This window comes from Streptomyces sp. NPDC052109, from assembly GCF_040680195.1.
Taxonomy (GTDB): domain Bacteria; phylum Actinomycetota; class Actinomycetes; order Streptomycetales; family Streptomycetaceae; genus Streptomyces.
This window is the reverse complement of record NZ_JBFAWF010000001.1, coordinates 209,954-227,775: the sequence shown is the minus strand read 5'-3', so window position 1 is coordinate 227,775 and position 17,822 is coordinate 209,954. Positions and strand designations below refer to the sequence as shown.

Annotated in this window: 16 protein-coding genes and 1 tRNA gene; 10 read left to right on the top strand and 7 right to left on the bottom strand. The window is 71.4% G+C overall.

Translation table 11 applies throughout. From position 1 onward, the window contains the following. Positions 1-55: 55 nt before the first annotated feature. Positions 56-616, bottom strand: a complete 561-nt coding sequence (locus tag AB0L59_RS01075; RefSeq protein WP_365577875.1) for a GPR1/FUN34/YaaH family transporter — start codon at positions 614-616, stop codon at positions 56-58. A gap of 145 nt (positions 617-761) precedes the next feature. Next, positions 762-1,289, bottom strand: a complete 528-nt coding sequence (locus AB0L59_RS01070) for a universal stress protein (RefSeq protein ID WP_365577873.1) — start codon at positions 1,287-1,289, stop codon at positions 762-764. 315 nt (positions 1,290-1,604) lie between these two features. Between AB0L59_RS01070 and AB0L59_RS01065 the strand changes: the two genes are divergently transcribed. From AB0L59_RS01065 to AB0L59_RS01050, 4 genes are all read left to right on the top strand, one after another. After that, on the top strand, positions 1,605-1,895 hold the full coding sequence (locus tag AB0L59_RS01065) for a hypothetical protein (RefSeq protein ID WP_365577871.1): 291 nt from the start codon (positions 1,605-1,607) through the stop codon (positions 1,893-1,895). Between the two features lie 378 nt (positions 1,896-2,273). Continuing rightward, positions 2,274-3,491 (top strand): helix-turn-helix domain-containing protein, encoded by a 1,218-nt coding sequence (locus AB0L59_RS01060; RefSeq protein WP_365577869.1) that lies wholly within the window; start codon positions 2,274-2,276, stop codon positions 3,489-3,491. Positions 3,492-3,617: 126 nt separating this feature from the next. Then, a complete protein-coding gene (gene orn / locus AB0L59_RS01055) occupies positions 3,618-4,220 on the top strand; it encodes an oligoribonuclease (RefSeq protein WP_365577867.1) in 603 nt (200 codons plus the stop codon). 117 nt (positions 4,221-4,337) lie between these two features. Then, positions 4,338-4,410, top strand: a tRNA-His gene (locus AB0L59_RS01050). 280 nt (positions 4,411-4,690) lie between these two features. On the opposite strand, the gene sigJ is transcribed toward AB0L59_RS01050, so the two are convergent. Then, positions 4,691-5,623: an RNA polymerase sigma factor SigJ gene (sigJ, locus tag AB0L59_RS01045; protein WP_365577865.1), complete on the bottom strand. Its 933-nt coding sequence runs from the start codon at positions 5,621-5,623 to the stop codon at positions 4,691-4,693. Between the two features lie 370 nt (positions 5,624-5,993). Between sigJ and AB0L59_RS01040 the strand changes: the two genes are divergently transcribed. After that, entirely contained in the window at positions 5,994-6,959 is a 966-nt protein-coding gene (locus AB0L59_RS01040; RefSeq protein ID WP_365577863.1) for a nitronate monooxygenase, read from the top strand. A 16-nt stretch (positions 6,960-6,975) separates the two neighbouring features. Here AB0L59_RS01040 and AB0L59_RS01035 read toward each other — a convergent pair whose 3' ends face one another. Next, on the bottom strand, positions 6,976-8,031 hold the full coding sequence (locus tag AB0L59_RS01035) for a LacI family DNA-binding transcriptional regulator (RefSeq protein ID WP_365577861.1): 1,056 nt from the start codon (positions 8,029-8,031) through the stop codon (positions 6,976-6,978). Positions 8,032-8,427: 396 nt separating this feature from the next. Between AB0L59_RS01035 and AB0L59_RS01030 the strand changes: the two genes are divergently transcribed. The 4 genes from AB0L59_RS01030 (at position 8,428) to AB0L59_RS01015 (ending at position 13,230) form a co-directional block, all read left to right on the top strand. After that, entirely contained in the window at positions 8,428-9,759 is a 1,332-nt protein-coding gene (locus AB0L59_RS01030; RefSeq protein WP_365577859.1) for an ABC transporter substrate-binding protein, read from the top strand. After that, positions 9,756-10,781: a sugar ABC transporter permease gene (locus tag AB0L59_RS01025; RefSeq protein WP_365577857.1), complete on the top strand. Its 1,026-nt coding sequence runs from the start codon at positions 9,756-9,758 to the stop codon at positions 10,779-10,781. Before AB0L59_RS01030 ends, AB0L59_RS01025 begins: the two co-directional genes overlap by 4 nt. Continuing rightward, positions 10,778-11,671 carry a carbohydrate ABC transporter permease gene (locus AB0L59_RS01020; protein WP_365577855.1) on the top strand — a complete coding sequence of 298 codons (894 nt, stop codon included), beginning with the start codon at positions 10,778-10,780 and terminating at the stop codon, positions 11,669-11,671. Before AB0L59_RS01025 ends, AB0L59_RS01020 begins: the two co-directional genes overlap by 4 nt. Positions 11,672-11,799: 128 nt before the next feature. Continuing rightward, on the top strand, positions 11,800-13,230 hold the full coding sequence (locus AB0L59_RS01015; RefSeq protein ID WP_365577853.1) for a GH1 family beta-glucosidase: 1,431 nt from the start codon (positions 11,800-11,802) through the stop codon (positions 13,228-13,230). Positions 13,231-13,288: 58 nt separating this feature from the next. Here the strand turns inward: AB0L59_RS01015 and AB0L59_RS01010 are convergent, their stop codons facing one another. From AB0L59_RS01010 to AB0L59_RS01000, 3 genes are all read right to left on the bottom strand, one after another. After that, positions 13,289-14,761, bottom strand: a complete 1,473-nt coding sequence (locus AB0L59_RS01010) for a cellulose binding domain-containing protein (protein ID WP_365577851.1) — start codon at positions 14,759-14,761, stop codon at positions 13,289-13,291. Between the two features lie 155 nt (positions 14,762-14,916). Continuing rightward, complete coding sequence (locus AB0L59_RS01005) at positions 14,917-16,308, bottom strand: HAMP domain-containing sensor histidine kinase (RefSeq protein WP_365577849.1); 1,392 nt, start codon at positions 16,306-16,308, stop codon at positions 14,917-14,919. Continuing rightward, positions 16,305-17,021, bottom strand: a complete 717-nt coding sequence (locus AB0L59_RS01000; RefSeq protein WP_365577847.1) for a response regulator transcription factor — start codon at positions 17,019-17,021, stop codon at positions 16,305-16,307. The genes AB0L59_RS01005 and AB0L59_RS01000 overlap by 4 nt, the downstream gene beginning before the upstream one ends. 99 nt (positions 17,022-17,120) lie before the next feature. On the opposite strand from AB0L59_RS01000, the gene AB0L59_RS00995 reads away from it, so the two are divergent. Continuing rightward, positions 17,121-17,642, top strand: coding sequence for a hypothetical protein (locus AB0L59_RS00995; protein ID WP_365577845.1), 522 nt, complete (start codon positions 17,121-17,123; stop codon positions 17,640-17,642). Positions 17,643-17,822: the final 180 nt, after the last annotated feature.

The window sequence follows — 17,822 nt, the reverse complement described above, 5'->3', positions numbered from 1 at the left end:
GGACCCCCACGTGTGCCACCAAAACACGTGGGGGTCCTTTCCGTGCTGCCGCTCATCAGCCGGCGGCCGTCACCCCCCGGCCCGCAGCACGCCCGGGAAGCGCCGTCGGCCAGTGCGCCAGCGCCGCAGTCGCCGCGTACCAGGCAACCGCACCGGAGACCGCGGCGACCCAGCCCCCGACCTTGGCCAGAGACGAACTGTCGGCGAAGGCCGCGACGGCCAGCACCAGCATCGCCAGGAACAGCAGCCCGTGCGTGACCTGACCGAGGCTGTCCCCGCCCGCGAGGGTCAGGGTGAGCGCCACGAGGGCGAACAGCAGCAGGAAGAGTCCGGCCGCGTCGGCCGAGGAGTGACCGGCGACGGCCCAGGTGAACCACAGGGCGCCGAGAGCCACAAAGCCCGTACCGGAGGCGCTGTCACCGCCACGGAAGGCCAGCAGGCCGACGAGGAACAGGGCAACTCCGCCCACATAGTGGGCCACTGACACGGCGTCGGACGCTGCCACGCCGTGGATCACGCCAGTCGTACCGAGGCCGAACGCCAACAGGGTGATTCCCAGGGCGAGTCGGCCGACCACGGTAGTACTTCCCGTTCCCGCAGAGACTTCGTTGTCCACGGCGGGCTCCCTTCATGCTGTGCAGTTGCGCGGTGACCGATATATGCCCTTCACAAGGGCACAAACCACCTCTACGCGCGAGTAGTTTCGCGCTGCACAAAGGGCGTTGAGAGAAACCCGAGACCCGGGAAACAGCAGGGGAACGTCAGGGGATGACGATCACCGGTCGCTGGGCCCGCTTGGCGAGCCGCCCGGCGACGGAGCCGAAGATCCGGCCGACGATGCCGTGCGTGGAGCCGACGACGATCGCGTCGGCCTCGTACTCCCGCCCCACCTCTTCGAGTTCGTGGCAGATGTCCCCGCCCCGCTCGACCAGGATCCACGGCACCTCGGCCAGATAGTCCGCGCACGCCAGCTCCAGACCGAGCACCTCGGTGCGGTGGTCCGGCACGTCGACGAACACGGGGGGTTCGCAGCCGGCCCACACGGTGGTCGGCAGCCGGTTGGCGACATGGACGATGATCAGTCCCGAGTGGGAGCGGTGGGCCATACCGATGGCGTAGGCGAGGGCGCGCTCACTCGAGGTGGAGCCGTCGAAGCCGACGACGACTCCGTGCCGGAAAGCGGGATCGCAGTGAGGACGTGGCTCTTCCGCCGCCAGGGGATCGGCCGCCGTGGGGTCGGCGACCGGCCGCTTGCGGTCCGCGGGTTCGAAGAATTCGTGACCGGCCATGGCTGTCTCGGCGTTGTGATCCTTTATGGGTGGGACGACAGTGTGCGGCGGAGCTGTGTCCGGGAAACATCTTCCCAACCCCATACCCCCAAGGGTACGGCGGCACGCCTCCTGAGCCCAGATCCCGCGCACGCTCCGTAAGCGGTCCCCCGACGTCCGTAGGGGTTCACCGGAGCATGCACGAGAGGCGCCGGCAACGCAATGGTTGCTGCCCCGTACAGGCGGTTTGCACGGGATTCACAGATGTACGGCCGGTGACCGACCGGTCGAACACGCGTTGAACCGGATGAGCCACCGCCCCAGGGAGTACGAGTCATGCCCGGTCGCCGATCCGCCTCCGAACCGCCGCCCGCGCCGGACACCGTGAGCGACGTGATCCGCTGGGCGGCCTTCAGCTGCGTACTCGTCCCCCTGGTCCTGGTCTGGTACGGCACCTCGCTGGCCGGGGCGGCGGGCGCCGCGCTGGGCCTGGCCGCCGTCACGGCCGTGTGCAGGGTCCTGCTGCGCCGCTCCGAGCGGTGCGCCGAGCGGCACCGGCGTTCCGGCCGGCGTTGCGCCGAGCAAAGAGGCGGACGTCACACCCGCCGACGGACACCGGTCGACTGACCTGTTTCCGTACCCTCGAACGTCTCTTTTCAGCCAACTTCTGAATGTCGCCCAAGAGGGCCCCCGACCACCCCCCAACCCCCGTTCGACCTGCACGGAAAGGGTCCACGGGCGGCTGTGCACCCTACGCGGTTTGGCCACTGCGACAAGGCGCACTTCCCTGCACGCCTCGTGAGTGCAACGCTTCGTGATCGAATGCTTCACGCCAAGTTGTCATGTCGACAATCTGGGGCGTGTGGAACTGGTCACCGTGAGACCGCGGGAGCCAGTAGATTCGATCTTGACTGTCTTACGGCGGGGGACTCGTGCAGGACCGAGGGGAAACGTGCAGGAGCGACACAACCGAGGAGCCGCGACCACCGAGGGGGGCTTAGCAGTATGAGCCACGACTCCACTGCCGCGCCGGAAGCCGCAGCCCGGAAACTCTCCGGGCGACGCCGCAAGGAGATCGTCGCGGTGCTGCTGTTCAGCGGCGGCCCCATCTTCGAGAGTTCCATACCGCTGTCGGTGTTCGGGATCGACCGCCAGGACGCCGGCGTGCCGCGCTACCGACTGCTGGTGTGCGCCGGCGAGGAGGGCCCGCTGCGGACCACAGGGGGCCTGGAACTCACCGCGCCACATGGACTGGAGGCGATCTCACGCGCCGGGACGGTCGTCGTACCGGCCTGGCGTTCGATCACCGCGCCACCGCCGGAGGAGGCGCTCGACGCGCTGCGCCGGGCGCACGAGGAGGGCGCCCGCATAGTGGGCCTGTGCACCGGCGCCTTCGTGCTCGCCGCGGCCGGCCTGCTGGACAGCCGCCCGGCGACCACCCACTGGATGTATGCACCGACGCTGGCCAAACGCTATCCGTCGGTGCACGTCGATCCGCGGGAGCTGTTCGTCGACGACGGCGACGTGCTGACGTCGGCGGGGACGGCGGCCGGAATCGATCTCTGTCTGCACATCGTGCGGACGGACCACGGCAACGAGGCGGCCGGCGCGCTCGCCCGGCGCCTGGTGGTCCCGCCGCGCCGCAGCGGTGGCCAGGAACGCTACCTCGATCGGTCTTTACCGGAGGAGATCGGCGCCGACCCGCTCGCCGAGGTCGTCGCCTGGGCGCTGGAACACCTCCACGAGCAGTTCGACGTGGAGACCCTGGCGGCACGCGCCTATATGAGCCGCCGTACGTTCGACCGCCGGTTCCGCTCCCTGACCGGCAGCGCCCCGCTCCAGTGGCTGATCACCCAGCGGGTGCTGCAGGCCCAGCGGCTGCTGGAGACGTCGGACTACTCGGTGGACGAGGTGGCGGGCCGCTGCGGCTTCCGCTCCCCGGTGGCCCTGCGCGGCCACTTCCGCCGCCAGCTCGGCTCGTCCCCCGCCTCCTACCGGGCCGCCTACCGGGCCCGCCGGCCGCAGGGCGACAAACCGGCCGACCCGGAGCCGGCGCTGCCCGCGTCCGGCCAGCCGGGCCCCCCGCCGGGCCTGGCGGGCCCCGGCCCGGTGGGTCACGCGCCCATGCTGCACCCCGACCGGGACAGCGGGGTGCCGATGCAGAGCCGCCGCCAGGCGGCGGGCGCGGTCGGGCTACTGCCGGGGCCGCGGAGCGGTAGCTGAGAGAGCGCGAGAGAGCGAGAAGGAGAGGGGGGCGAGCCACGCTCGCCCCCTTTTCCGCCGATCTCCCGGCTCTTCCCGCGCAGCACGGGGGCACCCAAAAGCTCAGGCCCGCTTTAGGGTGGTCGCATGAACGATCGCATGGTGTGGATCGACTGCGAGATGACCGGCCTCTCGCTGTCCGACGACGCGCTCATCGAGGTGGCCGCCCTCGTCACCGACTCCGAGCTGAACGTACTCGGCGAGGGGGTGGACATCGTCATCCGCCCGCCGGACCAGGCGCTGGAGACGATGCCGGAAGTGGTGCGTGAGATGCACACCGTGTCCGGGCTGCTCGCCGAGCTCCCGGGCGGTACGACCCTTCAGGACGCCGAGGCGCAGGTCCTCGCGTATGTGAAGGAGTACGTGAAGGAGCCCGGCAAGGCCCCGCTGTGCGGCAACTCCGTCGGCACCGACCGCGGCTTCCTGCTGCGGGACATGCCGACCCTGGAGGACTACCTCCACTACCGGATCGTCGACGTGTCCTCCATCAAGGAGCTGGCCCGCCGCTGGTATCCGCGGGCGTACTTCAACAGCCCGGAGAAGAACGGCAACCACCGGGCCCTCGCCGACATCCGCGAGTCGATCGCCGAGCTGCGCTACTACCGCGAGGCCGTCTTCGTACCGCGGCCCGGCCCCGACTCCGACACCGCGAAGGCGATCGCGGCCAAGCACGTCCTGCCCGCGCAGTAGTCCCCCGGGGACGGCTCGGAGAGCGCCGCGCGAAAACGTGTGCGCGAGCACCCCTGCGGACCCTGTAGACTTCTTCTCGGCCGGTCGGGGAAACGACGAGTTCCACCGCCGGTCGTGGTGGGTGTAGCTCAGCTGGTAGAGCACCTGGTTGTGGTCCAGGATGTCGCGGGTTCGAGTCCCGTCACTCACCCTCATCGAACAGCCGGTGATCCCGTCGCGCGACGGGGTCACCGGCTGATTCTCTTTGACGGGCCCGGACGAGACCGCGCGCACCCCGGCCGTCGTCAGGGGTCGCTCGCCATGGCCCGTGTCCCGCATCTCCACGCCGTTCTGTGCGCGGGTGGCGGTCATCTGCGGGGCGGCGCCCAGGCCGAGGCCGACGAGGCCCGTCGGGCAGCCGCCGCCCGGACGGGGGGGCGCCCGGTGGGGACGCACCCCGCAGCGGGACGTCACACCGGGGATGCCGGCGCTCAGCGATCGGTGGGGCGCCTCTCCGGCAGCCGTCCGATGTCCGACACCGGTCCGAGGTGAGCGAGCTTGTCGGGATTGGACACGGAGTGGATCGCCCGGATCGCGCCGTCGGCGATGTCGAGCTCGACCACGCCGGCCACGCGCCCTTCGGCGTCGTAGGTCACGGCGCCCGGCCGGCCGTTGATCCACGCCGACCGCATCGAGGCGCCGAGGACGCGGACCCGGCGGAAGCCGCCGACCAGCACCTGTGCGACGCGCCGCGGGTCGGTCATCGACCTGGCGAGCGCCCGCGCCTTGCCGCCGCCGTCGCCCTGGAACACCACGTCGGGGGCGAGCATGCCGAGCAGCGCGTCCATGTCGCCGCCCTCGGCGGCCTCGAAGAACCTACGGGCGAGCTCCTCGCCCTCCGCCCGCCGCAGCAGGGGCGGGGGCGTCCGGACCGGCTGTCCGCCGGGGGCGAGGCGCTTTCCGGCGCGCGCGAAGATCTGCCGGCAGTTCGCCTCCGACTTGCCGGTGATGCGCGCGACCTCCGGGTAGCCGTAGCCGAAGGCCTCACGGAGCATGAACACCGCGCGCTCGACCGGGGACAGGGCCTCCAGCAGGACGAGGAACGCCATCGACAGCGAGTCGGACAGCTCGGCGTGCTCCGCCGGTCCGGGCCGGTCGGCGGCCACGACGACCGGCTCGGGCAGCCAGTCGCCCACATAGGTCTCCCGCCGTACCCGCGCCGAACTCAGGTGGTTGATGCCCAGTCGCGTCACCGACGTGGTCAGGTACGCCTTCAGGTTGGCGACCGAGGTCCCGGCCCGGCGCACCCGGGTCAGGCCGAGGAAGGCGTCCTGCACGATGTCCTCGGCGTCGCCCACCGATCCGGTCATCCCGTAGGCGATCGAGAACAGCAGCGACCGGTACTGATCCGCGTCCGTCCCCACCCCTGATCCCGGCACGGACGTCCCCCTCCGACTCCGAAGATCCGCAAGACGCCCCGCAGCGTATCCGCTCCTGCTCGGCGGCGGCACCGGGGTGGTCATGGCGGACGAGCGGATCGCCGCGTCCGGGCCCGGTCCGAGAGGGGTCGAGGACTCCAGCGGCGGTGGTGCGAAGGCCATCGGTGCGCCGGAGGTCCTGGCCGGGGTGGGGCTGGTCCGGCCCGCCGGGCTCGGTGTCGCGCCGGTCCTGGTTCCGGCGTCACGAGATCGGGTTCATGATGGTGGATCTGGTCCATGTCGTCCTGGCCGCGTTCGTGGCGTAAGGCCGCTTCGGCCCCGAGTTCTTCGTCCACTGACGAGAGAGGACCGCTTCATGGCCTTGTCCACGGCGTTCACACAACTGCTCGGTGTGGAGCATCCGATCGCGCTGGCGCCGATGGGCGGTTCGGCCGGCGGGGCACTCACGGCGGCCGTCTCGCGCGGCGGCGGCCTCGGACTGCTGGGCAGCGGGAGGGGCGACCGGGACTGGCTGACCCGCGAACTGCCCCTGGTGGCCGCCGAGCGCGCCGGAAAGCCCTGGGGCGTCGGCTTCCAGGCGTGGGCGACCGAAGTCGCCACGGTGGAGTGGACGCTGGAGCACGGGCCGGCGGCGGTGATGCTGTCCTTCGGTGACCCCCGGCCCTTCGCGGAATGCGTCCGCGGAGCGGGTGCGGCGCTGATCGTCCAGGTCACCGATCTGGAGGAGGCCCGCAGGGCGGTGGACGTGGGCGCCGACGTGATCGTGGCGCAGGGCACCGAGGCGGGCGGGCACGGGGCCCGGCACGGGCGGTCCACCCTGCCGTTCGTGCCCGTCGTGGTGGACCTGGCGGCGCCGGTGCCGGTGCTCGCGGCCGGCGGGATCGCCGACGGCCGCGGAGTGGCGGCCGCCCTGGCCCTGGGGGCGGCGGGCGCGCTGCTCGGCACCCGCTTCCAGGCCACGGCCGAGGCCCTGGTCGACGGCGCGACCACCCGGGCCATCCTCGCCGGGCGCGGCGAGGACACCGAGCGCAACCGGGTGCTGGACATCGCCCGCGGCTCGCGCTGGCCGGCGAAGTACACCGCGCGTACGCTCCCGCACCCCTTCCTCGACCGCTGGCGGGACCGGGAGGCGGAACTCGCGCGCGACCCCGAGGCCGGGCGGTCGTACCGGGACGCCGTGGTACGCGGAGAGATCCCCGCGCTGCCGCGCTGGGCGGGCGAGGCCGTCGACCTCATCGACGACGTGCCCTCCGCGGCCGACCTGGTCCCCGCCCTGGCGGCTCAGGCCGAACAGGCACTGAACCGGGCCTGCGGGCGCTGACCCGCACCGGCCCACGTCACGAGGACGCGCGCGCCACCAGCTCCGTGGGCAGCACCGCATGCCGTCGCTCCAGCTCCCGGGTCGCGGGCGGCCGGCGGTCGGCGATCTCCGTGAGGAGCAGGTCGATCATGGCGCGGCCCATCTCCTCGATGGGCTGGCGGACGCTGGTCAGCGGCGGGTCCATGTGGCGGGCGATGGCGGAGTCGTCGTAGCCGACCAGTGCCACGTCGTCCGGGATACGACGGCCCGCCTCCCGCAGCACCTGCCGGGCGCCGGCCGCCATCACGTCCGAGCCGGCGAAGACCGCGTCCAGGTACGGGCGGCGGTCGAGGAGCACGGACATGGCCCGCCGGCCCCCCTCCTCGGTGAAGTCCCCTGTCTCGACGAGGAGTTCGTCCGCCTCCCGGCCCGCGTCGCGCAGGGCGTCGCGGTAGCCGTCGACACGGCGCTGGGCACCGTAGACGTCGAGACGGCCGGTGATGTGCGCGATGCGGCCGCGGCCCCGGGAGAGCAGGTGCTCCACGGCCGAGCGGGCGCCGCCGTAGTTGTCGGAGTCCACCGAGGTCAGCGTCTCGCCGGCGGAGCGGGGGCCGCTGATGACGGCCGGGATCTCCAGCTGGGCCAGTAGGTCGGGCAGTGGGTCGTCGGCGTGGACCGAGACCAGCAGGACACCGTCCACGCGGTGGGCCGCCAGGTACTGCGCGAGGCGGCGGCGCTCGCGGTCGCTGCCCGCGAAGATCAGCAGCAACTGCATCTCGGTGTCGGAGAGTTCGGAGCCGACGCCACGCAGCATGTCCGAGAAGTAGGGTTCCGCGAAGAAGCGGGTCTCCGGCTCGGGGACGACGAGGGCGATGGCGTCGGTGCGGTTGGCCGCGAGAGCGCGGGCGGCGGTGTTCGGGACGTAACCGAGCTCGGCGACCGCCGCCTCGACCGCGGCGCGGGTGGCGTCACTGACCCGCGGCGAGCCGTTGATCACCCTCGAGACCGTGCCCCGGCCCACCCCGGCCCGGGCCGCGACCTCCTCGAGCGTGGGCCGGCCCCCGCTCCGGCCCCGCGCTCCGTGGCTTGCCATGGGCTCCGCCTCTCTCGCCGCGAAAGTCTTACCTGGCCTGGAATCTAACAGCACCGTTCGCGGCGGTGGCCGTCCTGGGGACCGCCGCCCCCCGGGCCTCCGCTCGTCGGTCTTCGACCTCGTCCTCGAGCGCCGGACCGGCCCGGACATCAGCCGTCGGCGCCTCCGGGCGGACGCAGTTAACGCTCAGATAACTGAACACGGTTGCCGTGTCCGCTCCCTTGACACCCCGCCGCCGACCGGCGACTCTTCAACACATCACTGGTGGGAGCGCTCCCACGATACCTGGCACCTACACATCCCGCACGTTCCCCGCCCGAGCCGCAGCGAACACGAACGGGCCCGTTTCCATGCCGTTGGCCGGGGGGTCGGCACGTCAGGCAACAGGAGGACGCAATGCGCACGAGCATCCGCCGGTCCCAGCGGCTGATGGCCCTCGCGGCCGTGGCCGCGCTGACCACGGGGCTGCTGGCCGGCTGCGCCAAGGACTCGGACAACAACTCGTCCGACGGCTCAGGCGGCGGAAACGGCAGTGGCAAGGGCAAGATCACGCTGACCATCGGCACCTTCGGCGTCTTCGGCTACAAGCAGGCCGGCCTCTACGACGAGTACATGAAGCTGCACCCGGACATCAACATCAAGGAGAACGTCACCACCCGTACCGACGTGTACTGGCCGAAGGTGCTCACCCGCCTCCAGGCCGGCTCCGGCACGGACGACATCGAGGCCATCGAGATCGGCAACATCACCGAGGCCGTGCAGACCCAGGCCGACAAGTTCGTGGACCTCGGCAAGGAGGTCGACAAGTCCCAGTGGCTGGACTGGAAGAACGCCCAGGCCACCACCAAGGACGGCAAGCTCATCGGGCTCGGCACCGACGTCGGGCCGATGGCCATCTGCTACCGGAAGGACCTGTTCCAGAAGGCCGGGCTGCCGACCGACCGGACCAAGCTCGCCGAGCTGTGGAAGGGCGACTGGTCCAAGTACGTCGACGTCGGCAAGCAGTACATGAAGAAGGCGCCCAAGGGCACCAAGTTCGTGGACTCGGCGTCCTCCGTCTACAACGCGGCGGTGGGCGGCGCGAGCGAGCGGTACTACGACAAGGACGGCAACGTCGTCTGGGACAAGTCCGAGGGCGTGAAGAAGGCCTGGGACGCCGCCATGAGCGTCGCGACCAGCAACATGTCGGCGAAGCTGAAGCAGTTCGACCCGACCTGGGACCAGGGCTTCGCCAACGGCAGCTTCGCCAGCGTCGCCTGTCCGGCCTGGATGATCGGCTACATCGAGCAGAAGTCGGGTGACTCCGGCAAGGGCAAGTGGGACGTGGCGGCGGCGCCGGCGGCGTCCAACTGGGGCGGCTCCTTCCTCGGCGTGCCGACCGCGACCAAGCACCAGAAGGAGGCGGTCGCGCTGGCGAAGTGGCTGACCGCGCCAGAGCAGCAGGCGAAGGTGTTCGCCAAGCAGGCCAGCTTCCCCTCGACGCCGTCGGCGTACCCGAGCCTGAAGCCGCAGGCCGACACCACGGCGTACTTCTCGAACGCGCCGCTCACCCAGATCTTCTCCGACGCGGCGAAGACCATCCCCTCGCAGCCCCTCGGCCCCAAGGACAAGCCGATCGACAACGCGATCAGCGACATCGGCATCCTCCAGGTCGAGCAGAAGGGCAAGTCGCCGGCCCAGGGCTGGGACGCGGCGTCCAAGGAGATCAAGGACGTGCTCGGCCAGTGACCAGCCCCAAACAGGCTCTCGCGCATCCCGCGTCGAGCGACGAGGCCGCGCCCGGCACCCCGCCGGGCGCGGCCCGGGCCGCTCGCGGTCGCGGTGCGCCGACGGGCGCCGACTCCTGGCGCACCCGGCTGTACCGCTGGGACATGAAGGCGTCGCCGTACGCGTTCGTGTCCCCGTTCTTCGTCCTGTTCGGGGCGTTCACGCTGGTCCCGCTGCTCTACACGGCCTGGTACTCCCTGCACGACGTGCAGTTGTCGTCGCTCGACCACCAGACCTGGGCGGGCCTGGACAACTACAAGAACCTGTGGTCCTCGGACTTCTTCTGGAACGCCCTGAAGAACACCCTGACCATCGGTGTCATCTCGACCGTGCCGCAACTGCTGGCCGCGATCGCCCTCGCGCACCTGCTGAACTACCGGCTGCGCGGCTCGACCGTGTGGCGTGTGGTGATGCTGACGCCGTACGCGACCTCGGTGGCTGCCGCGACCCTGGTGTTCACGCTGCTGTACTCCTGGGACGGCGGCATGGTCAACTGGATCCTGCACTTCTTCGGGGTGAACCCGGTCAACTGGCGCGAGTCCGACTGGGGTTCGCAGTTCGCGGTGTCATCCATCGTCATCTGGCGGTGGACCGGCTACAACGCGCTGATCTACCTCGCGGCCATGCAGGCGATCCCGACCGATCTGTACGAGTCGGCGGCGATCGACGGCGCCAACCGCTGGCAGCAGTTCAGGCACGTGACGATCCCGCAGCTGCGGCCGACGATCCTGTTCACGGTGGTCGTCTCCACCATCGGCGCGACCCAGCTCTTCGGCGAGCCGCTGCTGTTCGGCGGGGTCAGCGGGTCCAAGGGTGGCTCGGAGCACCAGTACCAGACGCTCGGTCTGTACATGTACGACCAGGGCTGGATCATCGGCAACCTCGGCAAGGCGTCCGCGATCGCCTGGTCGATGTTCCTGATCCTGCTGGTCATCGCCGCGGTCAACCTGCTGCTCACCCGACGGCTGAGGAAGTCCCAATGACGACGAGTGAACTGACCATCCCTCGGTCCGTACGCAAGGAGCGGCGGCCGCGTGGCCGGATGGGCGCCGGCAAGCAGCTGCACGCGGGCCCGGTGACGTACGTCGTGCTCACCGTCTTCGCGCTGGTCTCCCTCGCCCCGCTGGTGTGGACGGCGATCGCCGCCTCCCGCACCGACCGGCGGCTCGCCCAGACCCCGCCGCCGCTGTGGTTCGGCGCCAACCTGTTCAAGAACCTGCAGACGGCCTGGGACCAGGCGGGGCTCGGCACCGCGATGTTCAACTCGGTGATCGTGGCGGGCACGATCACGGTGAGCACGGTGCTGTTCTCCACGCTGGCCGGCTTCGCCTTCGCCAAACTGCGGTTCCGCTTCTCCAGCCTGCTGTTGCTGCTGACCATCGGCACGATGATGATTCCGCCGCAGCTGGCGGTCGTCCCGCTGTACCTGTGGATGTCGGACCTCGGCTGGTCCAACCAGCTGCAGACGGTGATCCTGCCGAGTCTCGTCACCGCCTTCGGGACGTTCTTCATGCGGCAGTACCTGGTGCAGGCGCTGCCGACCGAACTGATCGAGGCGGCCCGGGTGGACGGGGCGAGCAGCATCCGCGTCGTCTGGCACGTGGTCTTCCCGGCGGCGCGTCCGGCGATGGCCGTACTCGGCCTGCTGACGTTCGTGTTCGCCTGGAACGACTTCCTGTGGCCGATCATCGCGCTGAACCAGCAGAACCCGACCGTCCAGGTGGCCCTGAACTCGCTCGGCACCGGGTACGTCCCGGACCAGGCGGTCATCATGGCGGGCGCGCTGCTCGGCACGCTGCCGCTGCTCGTCGCCTTCCTGCTGTTCGGCAAGCAGATCGTGGGCGGGATCATGCAGGGCGCGATCAAGGGCTGACCCTTCCCGGGGGCCGGGCCACCGCCGGCCAGGCCCCCGGCAGGCGCCGGACCACCACCGCCCGCTCCTTCCCCTCCCCTCCTCACCTACTACGCCGGGTCCCCTACGACCCGGATGGGAGCGCTTCCATGCCTGAACCCGTTACCCCGGTGACCTTTCCTCCCGCCTTCCTCTGGGGCGCCGCGACCTCGGCGTACCAGATCGAGGGGGCGGCGCGGGAGGACGGCCGCACCCCCTCGATCTGGGACACCTTCAGCCATACGCCCGGCAGGACGGCCGGCGGGGAGACCGGTGACATCGCCGTCGACCACTACCACCGCTACCGCGACGACGTGGCGCTGATGGCGGAGCTGGGCCTGACCTCGTACCGCTTCTCGGTCTCCTGGTCCCGGGTGCAGCCGACGGGCCGGGGCCCGGCGGTCCAGGTGGGCCTGGACTTCTACCGCCGCCTGGTCGACGAACTGCTGGAGCACGGCATCAAACCGGCGCTCACCCTCTACCACTGGGACCTGCCGCAGGAGCTGGAGGACGCGGGCGGCTGGCCGCAGCGGGACACCGCGCACCGGTTCGCCGACTACGCGCAGCTGGTCGGCGAGGCGCTGGGCGACCGGGTGGAGCACTGGATCACCCTCAACGAGCCCTGGTGCAGCGCCTTCCTGGGCTACGGCTCCGGTGTGCACGCCCCGGGCCGCACCGAGCCGGTCGCCTCCCTGCGCGCCGCCCATCACCTGAACCTGGCGCACGGCCTCGCGGCTTCGGCCCTGCGCTCGGTGATGCCCGCCCGCAACGAGATCGCGATCAGCCTGAACTCCTCGGTGGTGCGCCCGCTGTCGCAGGACCCCGCCGACCTGGCCGCGGCCCGCCGGATCGACGACCTGGCCAACGGGATCTTCCACGGCCCGATGCTGCACGGCGCCTATCCGTCGTCGCTGCTGGAGGCCACGAGCTCGGTCACCGACTGGTCGTACGTCCTCGACGGCGACACCCGCACGATCAACGTCCCGCTGAACGCACTGGGCCTGAACTACTACACCCCGGCCCTGGTGTCGGCCGGGTCAGGCAAGCCCGAGGGCCCCCGGGCGGACGGCCACGGCGCCAGCGCCCACTCCCCCTGGCCGGGCGCCGACGACGTGCTCTTCCACCAGACGCCGGGCGAGCGCACGGAGATGGGCTGGACGATCGATCCGACGGGCCTGTACGACCTGCTCATGCGGTACACCCGCGAGGCGCCGGGCCTGGCGCTGTACGTGACGGAGAACGGGGCCGCCTACGACGACAAGCCCGACCCGGACGGCCGGGTCCACGACCCCGAGCGCATCGCCTACCTGCACGGCCACCTCGCGGCGGTACGCCGGGCGATCACCGACGGCGCCGACGTACGGGGCTACTACCTGTGGTCCCTGATGGACAACTTCGAGTGGGCGTACGGCTACGGCAAGCGGTTCGGCGCGGTGTACGTGGACTACGCGACGCTGGAGCGGACGCCGAAGTCGAGTGCGCGGTGGTACGGCGAGGCGGCTCGGACGGGGGCGTTGCCGGGGGTGGAGTCCGCCGTCTGAGGGCCCGTCAGGGGCGCGGCGATCCCCCCGGATCGCCGCGCCCCTCGGAGCGAGTGCGTCAGTTGAAGGCGCCGAACGCCTTCGAGAAGGCGAACGTGTCCTGGACGATCGAGCTGCAGGTGGGGTCGGCGGAGTTCTTCGCGCCGCCGGCGCACTGCTTGTCGCGGGCCGCGGACCACATGGAAAGTCCGCCGAGGCCCTTGGACTTGGCGAAGTTCACCAGCTGAGTGGCGTCGTCCACCTTGAAGATCTCGGAGGAGACGTCGTTGACGCCGATCATCGGGGTGACCGCGACGGCCTTCCAGGCGGCGGAGTCGGACAGGCCGAGGACGCTCTTGACCTGCGCCTGGGTGGCGGTCGCGGCCTGCTGGGCGTAGTCGCCCATGTCGCCGTTGTACGCGGGGCCGTAGTCCATCGCCATGATGTTGACGGTGGAGGTCTTCACGCCGTTGGACTTGGCGTCGGACAGCAGGTTCACGCCGTCCTGGGTGAGACCCTCGGGCATCACCGGGAGGGTGAAGGAGACGTCCAGGTCCGGGTGCTGCGCCTGGAGCTTCGCTATCGCCTTCGCCCGGAGGGTGTTGGCCGCCGTGTTCGGCAGTGCGCCTCCCTCGACGTCGAAGTCGACCTTGGTCAGCTTGAAGGCGTCGATCACCTTGCCGTAGGCCGCGGCGAGGGCGTCCGCGGAGGAGCAGGTGGTGGCCAGTTCGGAGCCGGAGGCGCCGCCGAAGGACACCCGGACGTCACCGCCCTTCGCGCGCAGCGAGCCGATCTGCGCGGCGACCCCGTCGCTGGTCAGGTCGGTCACACCGCCCCACTTGGGGGTGCAGCCGCCGCCGTCGGTGACGAAGGCGAGGTTGTAGTTCTTCACGCCGGTCGCGTCGGCCGCGCCGACCAGGTCGAAGGCGGGGTAGAGGGAGGTGTCGACGTACGGGGCGAAGCCGGCGGAGGCGGTGGTGCCGCTGCCGGTGGTCCGTGAGGCCGTCGGGGTCGGGGTGGCGGTCCTGGTCGGGGTGGAGGTGGGGGTGGCGCTGTTGGTCGGCGTGGCGGTCGGGGCCGGGGACTGGGTCTGGGTGGGGCGGCCGCTCGGCTCGGGGGTGGCGCCGCCGTCCGCGGAGCACTGGGCGTTGTCGATGAGACAGCCCGTGGGGGCGCCGCTGCCGTCGACGACGAAGCCGACGGTCACCGACCTGCCGGGGGCGAGGCCGTCGGTGTCCCACTTCGCCGGCTTCACCGTGACGTGCGAACCACTGGCGCTGTACTCGCCGTTCCACAGGGAGCTGATCTTGGCACCCGCCGGGAGGTCGAACTCCAGGGTCCAGGTCTTCTCGGTCTGGGCGCTGTTGTTGGTGACGACGTACTGGGCGGTGTAACCGGTCGACCAGTCGCTGGTCCTGGTGTACGCGGCGTTCACGCCGGCGGCGTGGGCGGTGCCGGTGAGCAGGACCGCGCCGCCTCCGACCGCGGCCGCGGCCACGAGGCCGCCGATCGTCTTGTTCCTGCCACTGATCCTGCGCCGGTGCGTGCTCATGCGCGTGCCTGCCTTTGCTGCTCACGGGGGTTCACAGGGGTTTCCCAGCCCTGGGGGGTGCGGCAGCACGCTAGCGATCCGGAATCGGGCAAAGCGCTTGTTAGGGACGGCGGTTGCAGACCTTAGGGTTCGCTTAAGGAAGGGATCGGGGGCGATTAATGGTCGAGACCAGTCGGGACCGGTTTGCCCGATCGGCGTCTTCGCACCGATCCCCGGTGTCCCCGCCGGGCCGGCTTGCCCCCGTCCAGCTGGAACCAGATCCGCACCTCGGCGCCGCCCAGCACCGAGGAGCCGACCCGTACGTCCCCGCCGGTGGACTCGGCGAGGCGCCGCACGATGTCGAGCCCGAGGCCGGTCGAACCGGCGCTGCCGGAGCCGCGGCCGCGGGCCATCGCCGCCTCCGGGTCGGCTATGCCGGGACCCGCGTCGGAGACCAGAACGATCACCGCGTCCTCGGCGTTGTGCACGTCGACCGCGAAGGCGGTGCCCTCGGCGGTGTGCCGGAAGACATTGCCGAGCAGCGCGTCCAGCGCGGCGGCCAGGTCGGCGCGGACGACGGGTATCCGCACCGGCCGCTCGACGCCGGCCACCCGCCATGTGCGGCCCTCGTCCTCGGCGAGCGCGGACCAGAACTCCATGCGTTCTCGTACCACTTCGGCCGCGTCGCACCCGGCGCCGGGGCCGGGGGCGGCCGTCTGGGGCTTTGCCTCCCGGGCCGTACGGATGATGGTGTCGACCTCGCGCTCCAGCTGGGCGACGGCGGCCCGGGTCTGCTCGGCGGCCGGCCCGGCGCCCAGCGAGGCCGCGTTGAGCCGGAGCACGGTCAGCGGGGTGCGCAGCCGGTGCGAGAGATCGGCGGCCAGCTCCCGCTCGTTGGCCAGGAGTTGGACGACCTGGTCGGCCATGGAGTTGAACGCGACTGCCGCGAACCGCAGTTCGGCCGGGCCGTCCTCCGGCACCCGGGCGCCCAGTCTGCCCTCGCCCAGCGCGTGGGCCCCCTGGACCAGTCGCTGGGCGGGTCGCACCATGCGCACTCCGAGCCGGTCGGCGACCGCGACCGAGCCGACGATCAGCGCGAGGCCGACGCCCGCGAGCACCGCCCAGGCCGTGCCGACGCCGTTGCTCACCTCGGACTCGGGTACGTAGACCTCGACCACCGCGATGTCCCCGGAGCCGAGCGCGACCGGCTGGAGGAGGGTGGAGCCGCCGGCCACGGAGGTGGTGGAGGCCCGGCCCAGCTTCCGTACCGCCTGGATGTCGCGGGCGGTGGCGCGCTGCCGGCCGACATCGAGCGCGGACCGGCCGTCGCCCGCGGGCAGATGCACGGCCATCCCGGCGTCGGCGCCGGCCGAGGCCACCACCCGCTCCAGTTTGTCCCGGTCGGTGGTGATGGACAGCGCGGGCGCCACCGCGGCGGCCTCCCGCCCGGCGTTGGAGAAGGCCCGGTCGCGCGCCATCTCCTTGACGACCAGACCGAGCGGCACGGCGAAGGCGACCACGACCATCGTGGTGACCGCCAGGCACACCTTGACCAGGGCCCACCTCATCGCGCCGGCTCCCCGTCGCCCGCGCCGGCAGGAGGTTCGATCTTCACACCGACGCCCCGCAGCGTGTGCAGATAACGGGGCCGGGCGGCCGTCTCCCCCAGTTTCCGGCGCAACCACGACAGATGGACGTCGATGGTCTGGTCGTCGCCGTAGGACTGCTGCCAGACCTCGGCGAGGAGTTCCTTGCGCGGGACGACGACACCGGGCCGGCCGGCGAGGAAGGCGAGCAGGTCGAACTCGCGCCGGGTGAGGTCGAGGCGGGCCCCGTCCAGTTCGGCCTGGCGGCGCAGGGGGTCGACGGTCAGGCCGCCGACGCGCAGCACGGACGAGGGCGGGCTCTCCGCGCCGCCCGAGCGGGCCCTGCGGAGCACGGCCGCCATCCGCGCGGAAAGGTGCTCGACGGAGAACGGCTTGGTCAGATAGTCGTCCGCACCGGCGTTGAGCAGCCGGACGATCTCCGTCTCGTCGTCCCGCGCGGTGGCGATGATGACGGGCACGTCGGTGATGCCGCGGAGCATCTTCAGGGCCTCGGAGCCGTCCAGGTCCGGCAGTCCGAGGTCGAGGACGACCACGTCGAAACGGAAATGGGCGACCTCGCGCAGCGCCTCGAGTGCCGTACCGACGCTGCGCACGGTGTGTGCGGCGTCGGTCAGATGCCGGATGAGCGCCGAGCGTACGAACTGGTCGTCCTCCACCACGAGCACACTTGCCATGCGCCGCACCGTACGCCATGCGGCCCACACCGGGCGGGCGCCTGTGGATAACTGGGGACACGTGCGCACGGCGGTGCCCCTGGGGCAGTATGGCCCGCGATGCGCAGAGGACTCGTACACGTACTGGCGTGGCTGCTCGCGACGGGAGCGGCGGTCACGCTGTCGTGGTGGGGTGTGCACACGGTGATGGCCGGGACGGCGTACGACCCGCCACGCGCCCTGCCGGTCACGGCCGCCGACGCCACCACGCAGGGCACGCAGGCCCTGGGCTCGCCGACGCACCGGCCGTCCGCGTCGACGCGGCCGTCGGCCGGCTCGCCGTCACCGGCCCCGGCCACCCGGAGGCCGAGCCCGTCCCCCACCCCCGCCGCGTCCGCGTCCGCGTCCACGTCCATGTCCGGCCAGGTCAAGTCGTACGACACCGACGGCGGCCGGGCGGTGTTCGAACTGGACGCGTCCAGCGCCACGCTCGTCTCGGCGACGCCCGGGACCGGCTGGTCGATGCAGGTGTGGAAGACCACGACCTGGATCCGGGTGGAGTTCACCAGGGGCACGGACCGGGTGTCGGTGATGTGCACCTGGCACGACGGACCGCCGCACGTGGACGTCGGCACCTACTGAGCGTCGCCCCGCGGGATCGGCGAAGGCCGTCCGGCGGTGGAGCGGCCGGACCGTTTCCTTGCGGAGTGGTGGCGCACCAGATCAGCACCGGTCGCAGAACGACACACGGACGGCTCCTGAAATGCCGTGAGTTGGCCCGGGCGGGATCGCTTCCGGCGCATTCCGGTCCGCGTGGCGGCC